14 protein-coding genes are annotated in these 17,642 nt (G+C 64.8%); 2 read left to right on the forward strand and 12 right to left on the reverse strand.

Annotated features, from left to right (window positions below):
- Nucleotides 1-170: 170 nt before the first annotated feature.
- The 10 genes from EYF70_RS28470 to dgoD form a co-directional block, all read right to left on the reverse strand.
- Nucleotides 171-977: a PPK2 family polyphosphate kinase gene (locus tag EYF70_RS28470; RefSeq protein WP_131148374.1), complete on the reverse strand. Its 807-nt coding sequence runs from the start codon at nt 975-977 to the stop codon at nt 171-173.
- Nucleotides 974-1,930, reverse strand: coding sequence for a LysR family transcriptional regulator (locus EYF70_RS28475; protein WP_131148375.1), 957 nt, complete (start codon nt 1,928-1,930; stop codon nt 974-976). Before EYF70_RS28475 ends, EYF70_RS28470 begins: the two co-directional genes overlap by 4 nt.
- A gap of 191 nt (nt 1,931-2,121) precedes the next feature.
- Nucleotides 2,122-2,943: a nucleotidyl transferase AbiEii/AbiGii toxin family protein gene (locus tag EYF70_RS28480; protein WP_131148376.1), complete on the reverse strand. Its 822-nt coding sequence runs from the start codon at nt 2,941-2,943 to the stop codon at nt 2,122-2,124.
- A 16-nt stretch (nt 2,944-2,959) separates the two neighbouring features.
- Complete coding sequence (locus EYF70_RS28485) at nt 2,960-4,036, reverse strand: type IV toxin-antitoxin system AbiEi family antitoxin (RefSeq protein ID WP_165497808.1); 1,077 nt, start codon at nt 4,034-4,036, stop codon at nt 2,960-2,962.
- Nucleotides 4,037-4,259: 223 nt separating this feature from the next.
- Nucleotides 4,260-5,477 carry a glycoside hydrolase family 53 protein gene (locus EYF70_RS28490; RefSeq protein ID WP_165497809.1) on the reverse strand — a complete coding sequence of 406 codons (1,218 nt, stop codon included), beginning with the start codon at nt 5,475-5,477 and terminating at the stop codon, nt 4,260-4,262.
- Between the two features lie 212 nt (nt 5,478-5,689).
- Nucleotides 5,690-8,350, reverse strand: coding sequence for a TonB-dependent receptor (locus EYF70_RS28495; RefSeq protein ID WP_131148379.1), 2,661 nt, complete (start codon nt 8,348-8,350; stop codon nt 5,690-5,692).
- Nucleotides 8,351-8,375: 25 nt separating this feature from the next.
- Nucleotides 8,376-10,844 carry a beta-galactosidase gene (locus EYF70_RS28500; RefSeq protein ID WP_131148380.1) on the reverse strand — a complete coding sequence of 823 codons (2,469 nt, stop codon included), beginning with the start codon at nt 10,842-10,844 and terminating at the stop codon, nt 8,376-8,378.
- Between the two features lie 89 nt (nt 10,845-10,933).
- A complete protein-coding gene (locus EYF70_RS28505; RefSeq protein WP_131148381.1) occupies nt 10,934-11,551 on the reverse strand; it encodes a 2-dehydro-3-deoxy-6-phosphogalactonate aldolase in 618 nt (205 codons plus the stop codon).
- Nucleotides 11,552-11,560: 9 nt separating this feature from the next.
- On the reverse strand, nt 11,561-12,547 hold the full coding sequence (locus EYF70_RS28510) for a 2-dehydro-3-deoxygalactonokinase (protein ID WP_131148382.1): 987 nt from the start codon (nt 12,545-12,547) through the stop codon (nt 11,561-11,563).
- Nucleotides 12,541-13,689, reverse strand: a complete 1,149-nt coding sequence (gene dgoD, locus EYF70_RS28515) for a galactonate dehydratase (protein WP_131148383.1) — start codon at nt 13,687-13,689, stop codon at nt 12,541-12,543. The genes EYF70_RS28510 and dgoD overlap by 7 nt, the downstream gene beginning before the upstream one ends.
- Before the next feature lie 323 nt (nt 13,690-14,012).
- Between dgoD and EYF70_RS28520 the strand changes: the two genes are divergently transcribed.
- Both EYF70_RS28520 and EYF70_RS28525 read left to right on the forward strand, forming a co-directional pair.
- Nucleotides 14,013-14,795 (forward strand): alpha/beta fold hydrolase, encoded by a 783-nt coding sequence (locus tag EYF70_RS28520; protein WP_131148384.1) that lies wholly within the window; start codon nt 14,013-14,015, stop codon nt 14,793-14,795.
- Between the two features lie 52 nt (nt 14,796-14,847).
- On the forward strand, nt 14,848-15,858 hold the full coding sequence (locus tag EYF70_RS28525; protein ID WP_131148385.1) for an alpha/beta hydrolase: 1,011 nt from the start codon (nt 14,848-14,850) through the stop codon (nt 15,856-15,858).
- An 80-nt stretch (nt 15,859-15,938) separates the two neighbouring features.
- Here the strand turns inward: EYF70_RS28525 and EYF70_RS28530 are convergent, their stop codons facing one another.
- Nucleotides 15,939-17,186 carry a type II toxin-antitoxin system HipA family toxin gene (locus tag EYF70_RS28530; RefSeq protein ID WP_131148386.1) on the reverse strand — a complete coding sequence of 416 codons (1,248 nt, stop codon included), beginning with the start codon at nt 17,184-17,186 and terminating at the stop codon, nt 15,939-15,941.
- A complete protein-coding gene (locus EYF70_RS32045) occupies nt 17,170-17,502 on the reverse strand; it encodes a helix-turn-helix domain-containing protein (protein WP_131148387.1) in 333 nt (110 codons plus the stop codon). The genes EYF70_RS28530 and EYF70_RS32045 overlap by 17 nt, the downstream gene beginning before the upstream one ends.
- Nucleotides 17,503-17,642: the final 140 nt, after the last annotated feature.

Below are 17,642 nucleotides of genomic sequence, written 5' to 3' on the forward strand. Positions count from 1 at the left end.
TGTAACCTTGTTTGCCAGGCAATATCACTTTTGCAATCGGCGGCCGGGGGATGCGCGCCGCCGGCGCCAATTCAACCGGGGGCGGATGTATGGATGACGCGGTAGTCGTCGAAGGTGAAGCGTCGAAGGTGAAGCCTCGAAGTAAACCTGTTCGGGGCGAGAGGGATCGCCTATTTCACGCGCAGCTTGGCCAGCTTCGGATCGCCGGCCGGAAACGCCAGGCTCATGCCGCGCATCGTCTCGGCCAGCAGCGCCGCCACCGCGATATCGCGGTGCGGCTTCGAATCGGCCGGCACGATGTACCACGGCGCATGGGCCGCGTCGGTTTCGGCGATCGCCTTTTCATACGCCGCGTGGTATTCGGACCATTTCTCGCGGTGCTTCAAGTCTTCCGGATCGAACTTCCAGTGCTTCTCCGGATCGTCGATGCGGTCCTGCAGGCGCCGCCGCTGTTCGTCTTTCGAGATGTGCAGGAATACCTTGACGATGGTGGTGCCCGATTCGGCCAGCGTGCGTTCGAAGTCGCGGATCTGCGCGTAGCGGCAGCCCGCCTCGGGGCCGTCGATCCGGTCATACACGATCGGGTGCAGCACATCTTCGTAATGGCTGCGGTTGAACACGGCGATCTCGCCCTTGCGCGGCACCTGCAGGTGCACGCGCCACAGGAAGTCGCGCGCGGTCTCGGCCACCGTGGGCACGTCGAACCGTACCGGCCGCAGGCCCATCGGATTGATCTTGCGGAACAGCTGGTGCACGGTGCCGTCCTTGCCGGCGCAATCGACGCCCTGCAGCACCAGCAGCACCTTGCGCTGGTGCTCGGCGTACAACATCTCCTGCAAGGCCGCGATTTCCTTGTGCAAGCCCTTGCCGAACTGCCGGTCTTCGCGTTCGTCGCCGCTGCACAGCGGCGTCAGCGCGGCATCCTCGTCCACCAGCACGGGCCGGTCGCCGGCACGGAACAGTTTGCAGGCCTTCATCCATTCTCCCTGGGATAGCGCTGCGCGGCCACTTCGCGCAGCGTGGCAAGCATCGCTTCCGCCCCGGGCGACAGGCGATGCTGTTTGCGGGTGACGATACCATACAGGTCCATCGTCAGCCCCAGGTCATACGGCAGAACGGTGATCAGCCCCATGTCCAGGTAAGGCCGCACCAGTTCGGCGGGCAGTGCCGACACCATGCGGCTGCCGGCCAGCAGGTTGACGATGACGGGCAGCGCCATGGCTTCCACGGTGTCCGACGGCGGTTCCAGGCCATGCGACAGGAACAGCGCCGTCAGCCGGTCGCGCAGCACCGAGCCGGCCGGCGGCACGATCCACGGTTCCCCGGCCAGATCGGCAAGCGTCAGGCCGGTGCGAGTGGCGAGCGGGTGGCCGGCGCCGGCGATCAGGCTGTGCGGTTCGTCGGTGACCGGTTCGAAATGCAGTTCGCCGGCGGCGTGCGAGTCCTGCACGCGGCCGATCACGATATCCAGTTCGCCGGCGCGCAGCTTGTCGGTCAGCAGCTTGCTGGTGTCGACGGTGACGGACACGCGCACCCGCGCATGGCGCGTCTTGAGCAGCTTGATCGCATCAGGCAGCAGGCCGGCGGAAGGCGTCAGCACGGCGCCGATATTGACCTTGCCGGACAGGCCGGACAACAGTTCCATCACTTCCTGGTGCGCCGCATCCATCTCCGCCAGCGCGGCGCCGGCACGGCGGATCAGCACTTCGCCATACCAGGTGGGCAGCACGCCGCGTGGCAGCCGCTCGAACAGCTGCACATTCAGCGCGTGTTCCAGTTCGGCCAGCAGCTTCGAGGCGGCCGGCTGCGTGAGGTTGGCCGCCTGCGCCGCATGGAGGATCGAGCCATGGCGGCCAAGTTCCACCAGCAGCACGAGCTGGCGCATCTTCAGGTGGGAGCGGACGAATCGGTCGGAAAGGATGTCGTGCATGGGGACTGACACTGCGAACCAAAGGCATCACCTGGATCGGGATGCCATTACCGGGCAATTCCAATCACAGCCCTCTGCTTCTGGGTTGATCCTGCGGTGCTGGTGCACCGGCGGAGAAGGGCGTCAGCCATGATAGAGCTGCCACCAGCCTCCGTCAATCGTGATCTCCGTGGCACCGCGCGTTTGAAACTTCATGCAACTTCGATTGAGGCCAGCGCGCGTTGCAGGAGACGCAGACGCGATTGGACCCGTTGCTCCGCGTCCTCCAGATGACGCACCGACCGGGTCATATCGATTGCCAGCCGATCAAAGTCGTGCCCGATGATTTTCTGCAGCACTGCGGGCGTCTGCATGCTTGCCATTCTCTGCATATCCCGTCCCAGTAGAAATACGCCGGCCAGCTCCGGGTCGTACTCCCCCTCTTCGATGACGCCGTCTTCGCCGTACACCCGATCCTGGTTGCCGGCTGCAGTGTAGTTGTCGATCAAGTGAACAAGATCATAGGCGTCGCGCGGGTTCTCCCTTCCGCGATCCGACCATGCAACCAGTTTGAGAATGGCTAGACCCGCCAACGAAACGACCTTGCCGTCAAAACCAGGGGCAAATGTCACCAACTCCGCTGCGGCCAGAACATCGTCATAGCCAGCTACGTTCATGATGATTTTCATGTCCGGAGGCCACGCAATCTCACTCGTCCCCTGGGATACGCCGCCAAAGGGCACAAGGTCGAGCTGGTATTCCAGATCGCCTTTCTCGCCCTTGTAATAGAGGCGCTGCTGCAGGATTCCGGCTTCCTCGAAACTTCCCCGTGCCACAAGCCTCGTTCTCAGGGCAGCGAACTGGCTCCAATCTTTCACTGCCACGGCGAAATCCACGTCGCGCGTCGCACGGGTTGGGGCAAGGCCGAGTACATGGGTCAGCAAGATGTCGCGCGCCGTCGCGCCCACCAGCATGTAATCGATGTTGTCCGCTTGTGCCTCTTCCGCTACAGCACGAAGGATATCGACCGTCACCGGGTCTACTGGATGTTCAGGTCTTATCGAACGTGGTTTCAATGAACCGCTCCTTGATGATTTCTGCCGTCTCCTGTGTGCGCGGGTCCAGCATGGCCAGGAGTTCAGAATAGACCAGCAGCGGAGGTGCGACGTTGTCGGCCGATTCGGGCTGCCAATGCCAGAACTTTTCCAGCACCTCGATTTCACCATTCAGGTCAGGCTTGATCCGGTATTGCTTGGCCAGTGTCTTGATCAACAGCTCTCTGTCGGTGGCTTCGACATACAGCGTTTGCGTCACAGGCTTGAGGTAGCCGGTCATTTTTGCGGCCGCGACTTCCGCGCCCCAGGCAAACCCGGCATCTGAATGGAACGATTGCCACCAGTTGGGATCCGGGGCACTGAAACGCCTGCCATTCAGCTTGGTACGCAGCGTGGTGGGAAAATTGATCATCCACTCGTCCACCAGGCGGCGTCGCTCCAGCAGCTTTCTTCGCCCGGCTTTCCCTTTGTTGATGAGATAACCACGCCGCTCCAGATCTTCCAGCGCGTTATAGGCCGTACCGAGCGAGACCCCTGCATGGACCGCGATGTCCTTGAACGGCGCATTGACGAGTTCCGGCCTGGACAGCAAGGCAAAGACAACGCGCAGTCCTGCCGGATTCGTGAGGCCTCTGGGGGCATCGAAGGCGGGGCGCCTGTTGTCGTCCTTTTCGCCGCTAATAAGGATGAACAGTCCCGGCGCACGCAGGTAAGCATTGCCGCAGGTATCGATGAACTGCAACCCGATTGCCTTGCAGTGCTCGGCAAGGGTTCTGGACACATGGGGTGCGACCAGTAATCCTTGAGCGCCGACAGACTCGAGCTGCCGCCGGACCAGATCGAGTTGCCCCCTGCGGTCTACCAGGGATTTGCACTCGACCAGGTAACGGCTTGTGCCATTCTCATGTGCCAGATCGATACACGCGTCCGGTACATAGCTGCCGGGTTTGACGGGCTCGAGTTCTACCAGGTGGCCTTTGATGGCGGTTTTCTCTTGCAGCGCCGCCAAGGCAGCCATGACAAGTTCCTCCTCGGCCTGACCGGCACCGTCGCGGTAACGTGGCTCATTCATTAAAGACCCTCGTATTGTCATGCCCTATGGATGACGCCATGCTACACGTCCAACCGAGGTTTTTCAATTTATTTCAATTTTCACGGAACGTGAAATTTAGAAAAAATTGAATTTTCTGGCTCTGCTTGTCATTTCAGTTGCCTGCTCAGCCAATGATGGGTCACGCCGAGTGGAGTGAGCGCTGGTTCCAGGTCCATAAAGACACGCCGGGACCTGGGTTCCATTACTCCTTGCGCGGCGCCGGCGTGTGCTTGCGCCACGCATCGAGCACCGGCAGCGCACGGCCCTTGAAGTCGAACAGCGTGGTGTTCGACACGACGTTCGCGCCCGGCTTGCCGTCGGCGTCGCGCACCGCCCAGCCGGTGCCCGGCACTTCGATCATCACCGGATCCCAGTACAGCACGCCCAGCACGCGGTCGGTACGGCGCAGGGCGCCCAGCAGCTCGTCGATGAACGCGGCCTGGCCTTCCGGGGAACTCATCGAAGCGGGATAAGGGCCGTTGTCGGACAACTGGCCGGCATGGCCGTTCGGCAGCACCGGCGACCAGTTGAAGCCCGTCTCCATCACGAACAGGTCGCGGTCGTAGTGCTGCGTGATCTCCTTCGCGAATGCGGTGAACTGCGCCACGCTGCGCTTGGTCCAGAACGGGTAGTAGGAAGCGCCGATCACATCCCACTTCACGCCCAGCTTCTGCAGGTGGTCGAAGTAGTGGCGGTACTTGGCCACGTTGCCGCCGTCGTCGAGGTGGATGATCACCTGGCTGGCGGGCGACACGGCCTTCACGCCGTCGTAGCCGGCCTGGAACAGCGCGCCCAGGCGCGGCCAGTTCTCGTCGAGCGTCTTGCCGCCCAGTTTTCCATAGGGGTACAGCATGCCGCCCTCGGTCTCGTTGCCGACCGAAACGTATTGCGGCGTGGTGCCCTGCGCCTTCAGCGCCGCCATCACTTCGCGGGTGCGCTCGAACACCAGCTGGCGCAGCCGCTCGAAGCGGGCGTCGTCGCCAGGCAGTTTGTCGAGCTCGGCGCGCCACTTCGCCGGCACGATCTGCGTCTTGCTGTTGGTCCAGAAGTCGCTGTAGTGGAATGTCAGCTCGATCTGCATGCCCAGGTCCGCGCTGCGGCGCGCCATCTTCAGCAGGTCGGGCAAGTCCATCGAGCCGGCCGGCCAGTGCCAGCCTTCGTTGCCGGTGCCCGGACCGGGGCCTTCGTACAGGCGCAGGCGGGCGATGTTGTGGCCAGATGCGCGCAGGATCTTCAGCGCGTCGCCGGGTTTGCCCTGGCGGTCGCTGAACATGGCGCCGTGCTTTTCCATCAGCGGCAGCACCGAGTAATCGCCGCCGGCCAGCAGCGGTTCGTTGGCCGACGCCGGCAGGGCTGCCGCGCACAGGGCGGCGCTCAGCAGCGCCGCCAGCGCGAAGGGGCGGAATGCGAATGTCATCATCTTGGTCTCCAGTAGCTCATTGTCGTACGTCGTGGTCGTACGTCGTGGTGGTACGTCGTGGTCATATCTCGTGGTCGAGGGGCGAAAAAAATGGCCGCGCCGGTCGGTGCGGCCATCAGCCACGCGGGGTGCGTGGTTCGGCATGATTCGACGTGAGTGCCACATGCGGCGGACGCTGGCGAATCGCTCGCGCCGGCCGCATGCCCTATTACTTACAGGTTCGCTTGCAGGCTCAGGCCGAAGCGGCGGTCGTCGGCGTAGCGGCCGAACTGCGTGCCGGTCACGCCGTAGTAGCTGCTGCGCGACTTGCGGGTCAGGTTGCTCACTTCGAACGCCACCTTCAGGTTCTTCGTCAGCTGGTAGCTGGCGTAGGCGTCGACCAGGCCGTAGCCGTTCATGTACGCCGGCGTCTGCGACATCGTCGCGCCGTTGTTCACGTAGTAGTTTTCCGTGCCGGCCAGGTACTTGCCGCGGTAGTTGTACGCCAGGCGCAACGCGAAGTCGTTCCAGTCATACATGCCGACGATGTTGTAGCTCTGCTTCGACAGGTTTTCCAGCGCGGTCTGCTGGCCTTCCAGCGGACCCGGCGCCTTGCTGTGCACATACGTAAAATTGGCTTGCAGGCCCAGGCCTTTCCAGTAGCCCGGCAGGTTCGTGAAGAAGCCCTGGTAGCCGATCTCCAGGCCCTTGATCGTGCCGTCGTTGCCGTTCGACGGCGTGCGCACCGCATACGTGGTATCGCCATACTTCACGTCGCTCGTGGTGGTCTGGATGAAGCCGTCGACCTTCTTGTAGAACGCCGCGGCGAACACGTAGTCGCTCTGGCTCAGGTAGTACTCCAGCGTGGTGTCGAACTGGCGCGCCGACAGGGGCTGCAGGTCCGGGTTGCCGACGAAGCCGGTACGGTTGTTGGCGTCCAGCGACAGGCTCGGCGTCAGCTGGTTGAAGTCCGGACGGGTCACCACTTTCGAGGCGGCGACGCGGGCGATCAGCTTGTCGGTCAGTTCCATGCGCGCATTCACGCTCGGCAGGAAGTCGTCGTCGGTGGTATCGGCCTGGCGCGTCACGTAGCCGTTGTTCTGCAGTTCCTGCCAGCGGCGCTCGGTTTTCGTGCGCACGTAGCGCACGCCGAAGTTACCGGTCACTTCCTTGCCCAGCAGTTCGGATTCGAAGTCGGCCATGCCGTACAGCGCCTGGGTCTTCTCGCCGAAGTCGAAGGTCTGTCCCGCGTCGAAGGCCGGCACCGCCAGGCCCAGCGCGCTGCGCACGGTCTGCGGGTCGCGCAGCCAGTCCAGGTTGGCGATCGACAGCCACTGTTTCGGGATCGTGCCGGCACCTTCGCGGTGCAGCAGGTCGCTGTAAGGGATCGTGCCGATCTGGCTCGCCAGGCCCGGCAGCGCGCCACCCACGGGGCCGGTGCCGCCGGCGTTCCAGATGTCGTCGATCGTGTTGATCTCGGAGCTGGAGGCCTTGCGGTCGGTCAGGCGAACGCCCGCCTTGATGCGCGGGATCAGGTCGCTGTCCAGGTTGCGCTCGACGTCGCCGCGCCACGTGGTCTCGCGGCCTTCGTTCTTCTGGCGGAAGTACAGGGCCTTGCTGGCCCAGTACTGCGACGGCGTGACCAGGTCGTTCGGGTTGGCCAGTTCCGGGTACGCGGACGGCAGCTCGGTCGTCAGGTCATACGTGAATGCCGGGCTGCTGGTGCCCACGCCCAGGCGCACCTCCTGGTAGAAGCGCTCGAAATTGCTCTTCGTGTAGCCCAGCTCCGACTTGACGGTCCAGCCGTTGGCGCGCCAGGAACCGCCGATCGCCAGCTGGCGGGTCTTCGTGTCGTTGTCGCCGATGTAGCCGGAGGTCGTCAGGTCGGCGCCGTAGAACGTGCCCTTCGTGACATTGCCGTTCTCGGTGGTGACACTGCCGCGTGGCCACATGGCGCCGGAGTTGGTCTCGGCGGTCCAGTTCGGCCAGTACGGCGAACCGTAGAAGCCGTAGGTATCGGTGGTGCTTTCCAGCTTGGTGTAGTTGGCATCCAGGTACAGCTCGACGCCACGCATCGGGCGCCACTGCAGCGACGAATTGATGCCGGTGCGTTCGCGCTCGCCCATCTCGTACGAATACCAGGCGCCGATCGGCGCGTAGGCGCCAGAACCGTCAGCCAGCTGGGACGGCGGATCCAGTTCCTGCATGTCCGAACGGTAGTTGCGCTTCTGGTGGGCGATGGAGATCAGCGCGCCGAAATCCTGGCCGTTCAGTTTCCAGCGGTTCGACACGAGCAGCGAGCCTTCGCCGTTGCGCTTGTCCGCATAGTCGGCATCGGTGGCCTTGACGGTGCCGGCCACTTTCAGGCCGGCGAAGTCGAACGGCCGGCGCATGCGCAGGTCGATCACGCCGCCGATGCCGCCTTCGACCTGTTCGGCCGTCGGGCTCTTGTACACGTCGGCGCCGGCCAGCAGTTCGGAGGGCACGTCCTGGAACGACAGGCCGCGTTCCTTGCCGGCGGTGAAGATGGAGCGGCCGTTGACCAGCGTCTGCGTCTGCGACAGGCCGCGGATCTGCACCCGGTCGCCTTCGCCGCGGCTGCGCGAGATCTGCACGCCGGTGATCCGCTGCAGCGCTTCGGCCACGTTCGAATCGGGCAGCTTGCCGATGTCGTCGGCCACGATCGAGTCGACCACCTGGTCGGCGTTCTTTTTCAGGTCCTGGGCCTTCTGCAGGCTGGCGCGCATGCCGGTCACGACGACCTGCTGCGTCTCAGCGGAAGGCGCGGCAGGGGCGGCCGGGGTGTCGGTGGTCTGGGCCAGTGCCGGCATCGCGCAGATGGCCGCGGCGATGGCGATCGCGTGGCGGCGACCGGGTTGGTTGGTGAAGTTCATGCTTTCTCCGATGGTGTGTGAATTTTTATGGTGTGACGGTGACCTTGTAGACTGGTACCAGGCTCACGTTGTTGACGCGCGCAATCTGCGATTGCGCGCCGAAATCGGGCCGTGCTTCTTTCGGGATGTAGACGGGGGCATCGGCACGCAGCGGCAGCACCGCCAGCGACAGTTCGTTCGGCTGCTGTCCATTTGCCGCCAGTGCCTTCAGGCCGGACTGCCAGCGGTAGCCGCTGTAGTACCAGTCGTCCGCCAGCCGCGTGCCATCGAACAGCCGGCCGATGTCGCCGGTGAAGTCGATCTGCAGCAGCGCATCGTCGACGTGTTTCAGCGCGTCCGGCTGCACGTCGATACGCCACGTGGCGGCGGTGCGCCACGCTTCAGGGATCGGCTGGATGGCCGCCTTGGCGAGGCCGCCCTTCATCACGGCCGGTGCCGGCAGCGCCTGGCGCAGCGGAGCGGCCGTGGCGGTCAGCTGCACCGCCGGCAGCGTGGCTTCGTATGCCTGGAACACGCCATCGCTGCCCTGCGCACGCAAGGTCGCGCTACCAGCGCTACCAGCCGCTTTCGGCGTGCGGGCCAGCGCCGGATACACGGCAAATCGCATTGCGGCTTCGCCGACGGAGCGCAGGTGCAGCTTGCCGCCGTCGAACCAGGTTTGCTGGCCGCTCAGGACCAGGCGGCGCTGGCCGGCGATCTCGCCGATCGACAGGCGGCGCGACTGGTCGGCCGGCAGCACCAGCAGGTGCACCGGTCTTGCGCCGGCGCGGCGGATCGTCAATGCACGCGCGGTGCCCGGCGTGACATCGACGACGGTGGCACTGCCGGCCATGCTGCGCGGCGCCGCGGTATCGATCGCGGCGCTATCCGCTTCCAGCGCCAGCTCGGCAGGGATCCCGGCGCTGGCGGCGAACACATAGGTGATGCCGTCGGCGCCGCCATCCAGGCGCGCCACCGGCTGGGCCGTGGCATACCGCAGGCGCGTGCCATCGAGGTCGAAGTTCACCGGCCAGATCGCATACGCGCCGTTCGGCACGGTCACCGGCTGGCGCGGGAATCGCACTGTGCCGCCAGCCAGCTTCACGTCGAACTGCAGCGCCTGCGCCGGCATCGGGTACTGGCGCACGTGGTTGTTGACGAACACGAAGGCGCTGTCGCCGCTGCTGCGCACCGCCACGCGCGGGGTGCGCAGGTCCTTCGGGCCTTCCGGCGTCACGTCCGGCTTGCGTACCGTCATCGGTGCCAGGCGGTCGCCGAAACCGGCGATGAAGTAATGGAAGGGGCGCAGGTATTCCAGCACGGCGCGCTGCTGGCCGTCCGGCCCCAGCGGAGCCTGGAAATCGTAGTTGATCGCCGGGGTATCGTTGTAGCCGCCGCTGATGCTGCTTTCTTCCAGCGTGGTGCCGCCGACCGGATTGCGCCCGCCGTGGAACATGTAGTAGCCCATCAGGTTCACGCCGGAGCCCAGCTGCACTGGCAGCATCGAGGCGATATCGTCCGGCGAGACCACCGGGCGGCGGCGGTACATGAACGGCAAACCGGCACCGTATTCGGCGCCCAGGAACGGTGTCTTGTCGATGTCGGTTTCGGCGGTGCCGGGGCCGTGCGATTTCGTCTGCGCGCCCAGGTCGCCGGACACGCGGCTGTCGAAGCGGAACGCGTAGGTTTCCTTCGGCGGCAGCTCCGTGGTGGAGACGGCCCAGGGCTCGTCGACATAGCCGCCGAACACGGGTGTGACCTGGCCGGACGGATATTGCGCGCCATCCCAGCCGGTGACGGTGTAGTACGGCACGTCCATGCCCGCCTGCAGCGCGAGCTGCTTCAGTTTGGCGATGTGCTCCGCCCCTTCGCCCGGTCCGCCCAGGTTGTATTCGTTTTCCAGCTGCAGGCCGATGACGGGACCGCCATCCTTCCACAGGCTGCCCTTCAGCTGCGCGCCGATCTCGCGGTACAGCCGCGCCACATGGCGCAGGTATTGCGGATCGTTGCCGCGCGTGCGCATGCCATCGACCACCCAGTCGGGAATGCCGCCGTAGCGCACTTCCGCATGCACCCACGGGCCGACGCGCACCACGGCTTTCAGCCCCAGCTTGCCGCACAGCTGCACGAAGCGGCGCAGGTCGCGATTGCCCTTCCAGTCGAACGCGCCATCCTTCGGTTCATGGTGGTTCCAGATCACGTAGCTGGCGACGACGGTGATCCCGGCCGCCTTCATCTTCGCCAGTTCCGCTTCCCACGTGGCGGCCGGACTGCGCGAATAGTGGAACTCGCCCATCACGGGCATCCACGGCTGGCCATCGAGCGTGAGGTAGCGGTTGTTCGCGCCGAGCACGCTGCCGCGCGGCGTGCTCGCGGCGCCCAGTTGCAAGTGGCCGGTGACGGGTGCCGCGGCGGGTGCCGACGCGTCTACGCCGATGACTTGCGCCGCCAGCGCATTCGATATGGCGAATGCGGTCGCCAGCGCCATCGCGGGGCGCTTCCATTGCTTGCTCATTGCGTCTCCAGGTGGTTCACTGCAGGCTGTTACCGCCGGTCGGGTACCGGCGCTTGCTTGTTTTTACTGGTGTCCTTGCTGTTGCGTCGTCATTTCCACGCGTCGACGAATGCCCTGGCATTGGCGGCGACTGTCGCTGCATCCATGCCCGGCTTGTACAGCGCCGAGCCGAGACCGAAGCCGGCCACGCCGGCGGCGCGGAAGTCTGCCATATTGTCGGGGGTTATGCCACCCACCGGCAGCAATTTGATGCCTTTTGGCAACACCGCGCGCATCGCGCGCACGACCGCCGGTGAAACCAGTTCGGCCGGGAACAGCTTCAGGGCATCGGCACCCGCCCTGAGTGCCGCGAAAGCTTCGGTGGGCGTGGCCACGCCGGGCACGCACCACATGCCCGCCGCCTTGGCCGCGCGGATCACTTCGGTGTCGGCGTGCGGCATCACGATCAGTTTGCCGCCGGCATCGCGCACGCGCGTCACGGCGTCAGTCTCCAGCACGGTACCGGCGCCCAGCACGGCATCGGCCGGCAAGCTGCGCGCCAGGCGCGCAATCGAGTCGAACGGGTCGGGCGAATTGAGCGGCACTTCGATCAGGCGGAAGCCCGCGCCGTACAGCGCGGCGCCAATGCCTTCCGCTTCCTCGGGGAGCAGGCCGCGCAGGATCGCGACCAGCGGCAGTTCGGCAAAAGCTTCGTCGAAAACGGTCATCGGATTCTTTCAGGTGTCAATCGGCAGCAGGCCTGCCGCGCGCGCCAGGGCGAGCAGCCCGGCGGGCGCCGTGTTATCCAGCACCAGGTCGGCGGGCCGCTCGAAGCGGTGCAGCGCCACCTGGTAGCGGGCGCACAGGTTCGGCGCGCCCACCAGCGCCAGCGGCTGCGAGCCCAGGCCGGCCATCGCGCGCCATTGCAGGCCAGCACGCAGTTCGTGGCCGATCAGCAGACCGGACAGGTAATCAGCCAGCATCTCATGCGGCAGGCGGCCGGTGACGCCGAGGCTGCGCGCGGCAAAGATCTGGTGCGGCAGCCCCAGCTCGCCATGGTCGCGCGCCGCGTCGACTCCCTGCACGAACGCATCGGGGTCGACCGGCGCATCGTCCGGCATCAGGCGGCCCAGCACGGAATGCTGGCGCAGCACGGCATACAGCTCGCCCGTCATGTGCGTGGCGAAGCGCACGATGCGTTCGCCGCAGACCTGCGTCCATTTCGAGTGGGTGCCGGGCAGCACCACGCAGCTGGACGCGCCCAGTGTGCCATGCAGGTGCAGCGCGCCCACCACCTGCGTTTCCTCGCCGCGCATCACGTCCGGCGGCAGGCTGGTATCGTCGAACAGCACGCCGGGCACGATGTAGGGAGCAGATGCGGAAATCGATGAGGAAGCGGATGCGGCGCCATCGCCCGTCCCGGGACGGCGCAGGCCGGCCGCCAATGCGGCGGCGCCGGCCGGGCAGCGCACATACGGCACGTCCAGCCAGCCGTGCGTGCTGCCGACCATGCCGCATGCCAGCACCGGCAAGCCGGCGTGCGCGGCGCGCCAGGCACCGGCCACGTCATCGAACGCCGCCACGAAGGCGCCATGGCCGGACAGCGTGGAGGCGCCCTGGTCCGACTTGCGCTCTTCCAGCACGGCGCCGTCGGGCGCGACCAGCCACGCGCGCAGGCTGGTGCTGCCCCAGTCCAGACCGATGAGGGCGGGCGTGGTCACCATTCCGCCACGCTGCCGTCCGGGTGGCGCCACACGGGGTTGCGCCAATCCGGCGGATTCTGGCTGGCGGCGACGACGCGCTCTTCGTCGACGATCACACCCAGGCCCGGCTTGGGCAGCGGCGGGAAGTAGCCATCGGTGATCTGGAAATCCTCGCGATTGACGACATAGTCGAAGAGCTCGGCGCCCTTGTTGTAGTGGATGCCCATGCTCTGCTCCTGCAGCACGGCGTTGTGCGACACGAAATCCACCTGCAGGCACGCGGCCAGCGCCACGGGGCCCAGCGGGCAATGGGGCGCGAACGCCACGTCGTAGGCCTCGGCCATCGCGGCGATCTTCACGCACTCGGTAATGCCGCCGGCATGCGACAGGTCCGGCTGCACGATCGCGATGCCGCCGCGCTGGAACACGTGCTTGAATTCGAAGCGCGAGTACATGCGCTCGCCCGCCGCCAGCGGGATCGACGTGTGCTCGGCCAGCCGCGGATAGTACTCGGCCTGCTCGGCCAGTACCGGTTCCTCGACGAACAGGGGGCGGAACGGCTCCAGCTCGCGCAGCAGCACCTTGGCCATCGGCGCGGCCACGCGGCCGTGGAAGTCGATGCCGAATTCGATGGTGTTGCCGAACGCTTCGCGGATCTGCGCGATGCGCGCCACGGCCGCATCCACCGCGGTGGCGGTGTCGACCATGCCCAGTTCCTCGGTGCCGTTCAACTTGAAGGTATGGATGCCGATCTCGCGCAGCGTAAGGATGCCTTCGATGACGTCCGCCGGGCGGTCGCCGCCGACCCAGCTGTACATCTTCATCTTGTCGCGCACGCGGCCGCCCAGCAGCTCGTAGACCGGCACGCCGAGCGCCTTGCCCTTGATGTCCCACAGCGCCTGGTCGACCCCGGCGATCGCGCTCATCAGGATCGCCCCGCCCCGGTAGAAGCCGCCCCGGTACATCACCTGCCACAGGTCGTTGATACGTGTCGGATCCTGGCCCACCAGGTAATCGCTCAATTCGTTGACGGCCGCTTCGACGGTGCGCGCGCGGCCCTCGATGACCGGCTCGCCCCAGCCGGTGATGCCTTCATCGGTCTCGATCTTCAGGAACATCCAGCGGGGCGGTACGCGGTACAACGTCAGCTTGGTGATTTTCATGTCGGCCAGGGGGAATGTGGTCAGGCCAGTGTAGCGTGATCAGGTAGACATGAAATATTGATTATTCAGCAGAACGTATATCAAATTTACATATCTACGGGCGCCGGCTCAAACCATGCAAAAAAGATTAAAAATAGCTTGCAATTGAATCGCGCGCTATCTATACTTCAGTCCATGGGTTGACGCAGCAGAGAGCAAGTAACGCAGTAAGGAGCAAGCAGCGCCAACCAGGCAGGAACGCAGCGCCGGGATTATCCCGGCACAATGGAAGTAAACAAGTAGCACGCTATCTAATCGAACGTTATTCACTTTAGGAGATCACCATGAACGCCATCAAATCCATCGCCCTCGCCCTGTCGATCATCGGTTCCGCTTCGGCGATCGCCGCCCCGGCCGCCAGCGTCAAGCCCACCGTCATCCTGGTCCACGGCGCATTCGCCGATTCGACCAGCTGGAACGGCGTCGCCGCCAAGCTGCGCGCCGACGGCTACAACGTGATCGGCGCGGCCAACCCGCTGCGCAGCGTGAAAGGCGATGCGGCCGCCGTGGCGACCATCGTGAAAAGCGTCAAGGGTCCGGTGGTGCTGGTCGGCCACTCGTACGGCGGTGCCGTGATCTCGGCCGCGGCCTACGGCCAGTCCAACGTGAAGAGCCTGGTGTACGTGGCGGCCTTCGCTCCGGACCAGGGCGAGACCGCGCTCGAACTGTCGGGCCGCTACCCGGGCGGCACCCTGGGCCCGGCACTGGCCGAGCCGGTGGCCCTGCCGGACGGCGGCAAGGATTTCTACATCCAGCAAGACAAGTTCCACCAGCAGTTCGCCGCCGACGTGCCGAAAGCGCAAGCCGAACTGATGGCGGTAGCCCAGCGCCCGATCGCCGAAGCGGCGTTGACGGAAGCAGCCAGCGCACCAGCCTGGAAGAACCTGCCGTCGTACTTCGTGTACGGCACCGCCGACAAGAATATCCCGGCCGCCGCGCTGAAATTCATGGCCGACCGTGCGCAGTCGCGGAAAACCGTGGCCATCCCTGGCGCTTCCCACGTGGTGATGACGTCGCGCCCGGCCGAAGTGGCGAAGCTGATCGAGACCGCCGCGCAAACGAACTGATTTCGCCACCATTTAAATCGCTCACTATCTAATAATAAGCAAAGGAACTGCCATGAACACCGTGAAAACCCTGCTCGCCACCGCCCTGCTCGCCGCCACGGCAGCCACCACCGCCAGCGCCCTGCCCGGCGTCGAACGGCAAACCGCCGGCTTCCTGCAAGCCATCGAAGGCGGCAAGCCGATCGAACAGATGACGCCGGAGGAAGCCCGCGCGGTGCTGGTGGGTGCGCAGGCCGGCGCAAAGATGAAATTGCCGGCGGCCGATGTGAGCGAAAAAACGGTCACGCTGGAGGGCAAGCCGGTCAAGCTGACCATCGTGCGCCCGGCCGGCGTGAAGGGCACGGTGCCGGTGTTCATGTTCTTCCACGGCGGCGGCTGGGTGCTGGGCGATTACCCGACGCACGAACGGCTGGTGCGCGACCTGGTCGCCGGTTCCGGCGCGGCGGCGGTGTTCGTCAACTACACGCCATCGCCGGAAGCGGGATACGGCGTGGCGATCAACGAAGCCTATGCCGCCACCCGCTGGGTCGCCGCCCATGGCGCGGAAATCGGCGTGGATGGCAAGCGCCTGGCGGTCGCCGGCAATAGCGTGGGCGGCAACATGGCGGCGGTGGTCAGCCTGATGGCCAAGGACAGGGGCGGCCCGGCGCTGCGTGCCCAGGTGCTGCTGTGGCCCGTGACGGATGCGAACTTCGACACGCCGTCCTACCAGCAGTATGCGGATGGCCATTTCCTGACGAAGAACATGATGGCCTGGTTCTGGGACAATTACACCCGCGACGCGGCGGCCCGCAAGGAGATCTACGCAGCCCCGCTGCAGGCCAGCATCGAACAGCTGAAAGGCTTGCCGCCCGCGCTGATCCAGACCGCCGAATTCGACGTGCTGCGCGATGAAGGCGAAGCCTACGGCCGCAAGCTCGACGCCGCCGGCGTGGTGGTCAAGTCGGTGCGCTACAACGGCATGATCCACGACTTCGGGCTGCTCAATGCGCTCTCCGACGTGCCGGCGGTGCGCAGTGCGATGGACCAGGCGGCGGGCGAGTTGAAGCTGCGGTTGAAGTGAGCTGACGGAGGGCCTGCCCTGGGTCGATCCTATCCAAGCGGCAGTGACGGCGGGTACCTCGACGAGGTGCCCGTTTTGTTTCAGCGACGGAGAAGTTTCTGGTTTTCCTCCAGCCGTGTGAGCAGCAGCTCCTGCCACTCAGGCCCCAGCCAGTGCGCCGTACTATCAAAGCCTTTACGCACCCGGACGAGAATATCGTCGAGATAACGTTCCGCCTCCTCTACGTTGGCAAATCCGAACCGCCGCGTATCTGCTAGCGCAGCGGCGCGGGAAATATCGAACCTTCCCATCGACAGCTGGAGCATCAGCGTGCGAGGAGTCTCGACGGGATTCGGTACCACGTCGAACGCCGGGGCAAGCCGCCAGCGCTTTTGATCGTGGCGGTAGACAACCGCATGATTACGCACATGATCGTCGTCGTTTCCGCACAGCGCATTGAAGATCATGCGGCCGAATAACTCGATGCGGTCCTCGACCGGTGCGCCAATCCTGCGTAACTCCTCTGCCAGGCGCGGGTAACTCCAACGGTCCATGTGCGTCGCGTCACCGGGATATTCAGCTTGCAGCAGCGACGCAGCACTGACACACATGCGGCGCTGGTGATGTTCGCGATCGAAGCGCAACACTCGCACGGCGCTGCGGCCAGCCGCTGCGCCGTGAAAAGCGGTCTGCGCAAAGTCCAACCCGCTTGCTGCTCCCCATTGCTGTGCCATGTGTTCCAACCGAGGTATTTCTGCCACGTCGGTTGCTACCTGTGGCTTGACGAGCCAATACTGCCCAGCTTCATCCTGCACAGTCGCCTTGGGACGGGCACCACCGACACTGGCGGTTTGCACCAGGCGTTTCCTGAGCCTGACATCAACGGCCGGCCTGCGCTCACTCATGGCATTCAGTTCTTCGACCAGCAGGGACAGTTGCGGCAGCTTAGGGCTCGCCAGTTCGGCAACCGATGGCTTCTTGCCGGTACCAACGGCAAGCGCACCCCATCGGTCGGTGTTCCCTGCCAGGACGAGGTAGCGCTGCAGCGGGGCTCCTTCAGGAAGGTTGTGCACTCGCCGCAACAGCGCCTGGCCCCAGGCATCAGGACAGGCATCCCTGAGCACGTCGTGCAAGCCCTGGTATCGCTCGGCAGTCCATTCGGTATCGGGCCTGAATGGCAGGTTGACCGGATCGATTGACCATGCCAGAGCGGCGTCCACGTAACTGGGGGCGTATCGAAATTGGCCGTTGATGTTTTCCGCTGGCTTGAGATAGCGGCCTACCGTAACCCAGTCGCCGGTGTCAGGACGCTGGAGGTAGACGAAGAGCGGCCTAGAAGTAGTCGCCATCGCCTTCTCCACGCTCCAGCTTTCCGTGCCTTACCCTTTGTCCCGTGGCCGTACCGAGCGAAGCCGGCAACGATGGAACCGCCTGATCGAACAGGCCCAGCACGAGAAGTGTCGCCAGATAAGTGCCAGCGGCAGCCCCTGGATCGCCACGCTCCAGGCGTCGCAGGGTTGCCTCGGATATCCCTACCCTTTCGCACAGGTCTGCAATGGTAATTCGTTGTCGCAGTCGCTCAGCTCGCAGGACCATTCCCCAGGCGATCAGGCGTTCCCGTACCAGGGTCGGAAGGGCATCAGCATCGGTACTCTTTTTAGGCATCGGTCAATAATAACATCTCCATCCCATCATAGATATTGTTTTACAATGGATAAGCAGCTATCTATGACGGCTGATCTATCGAAGTTTTCCGATCCGCTAGAGGAAACCCTCCTTGCCAAACCAGCCCTGCTGGGCCAGCA

It is taken from the genome of Pseudoduganella albidiflava (genome assembly GCF_004322755.1).
GTDB lineage: Bacteria > Pseudomonadota > Gammaproteobacteria > Burkholderiales > Burkholderiaceae_D > Rugamonas > Rugamonas albidiflava.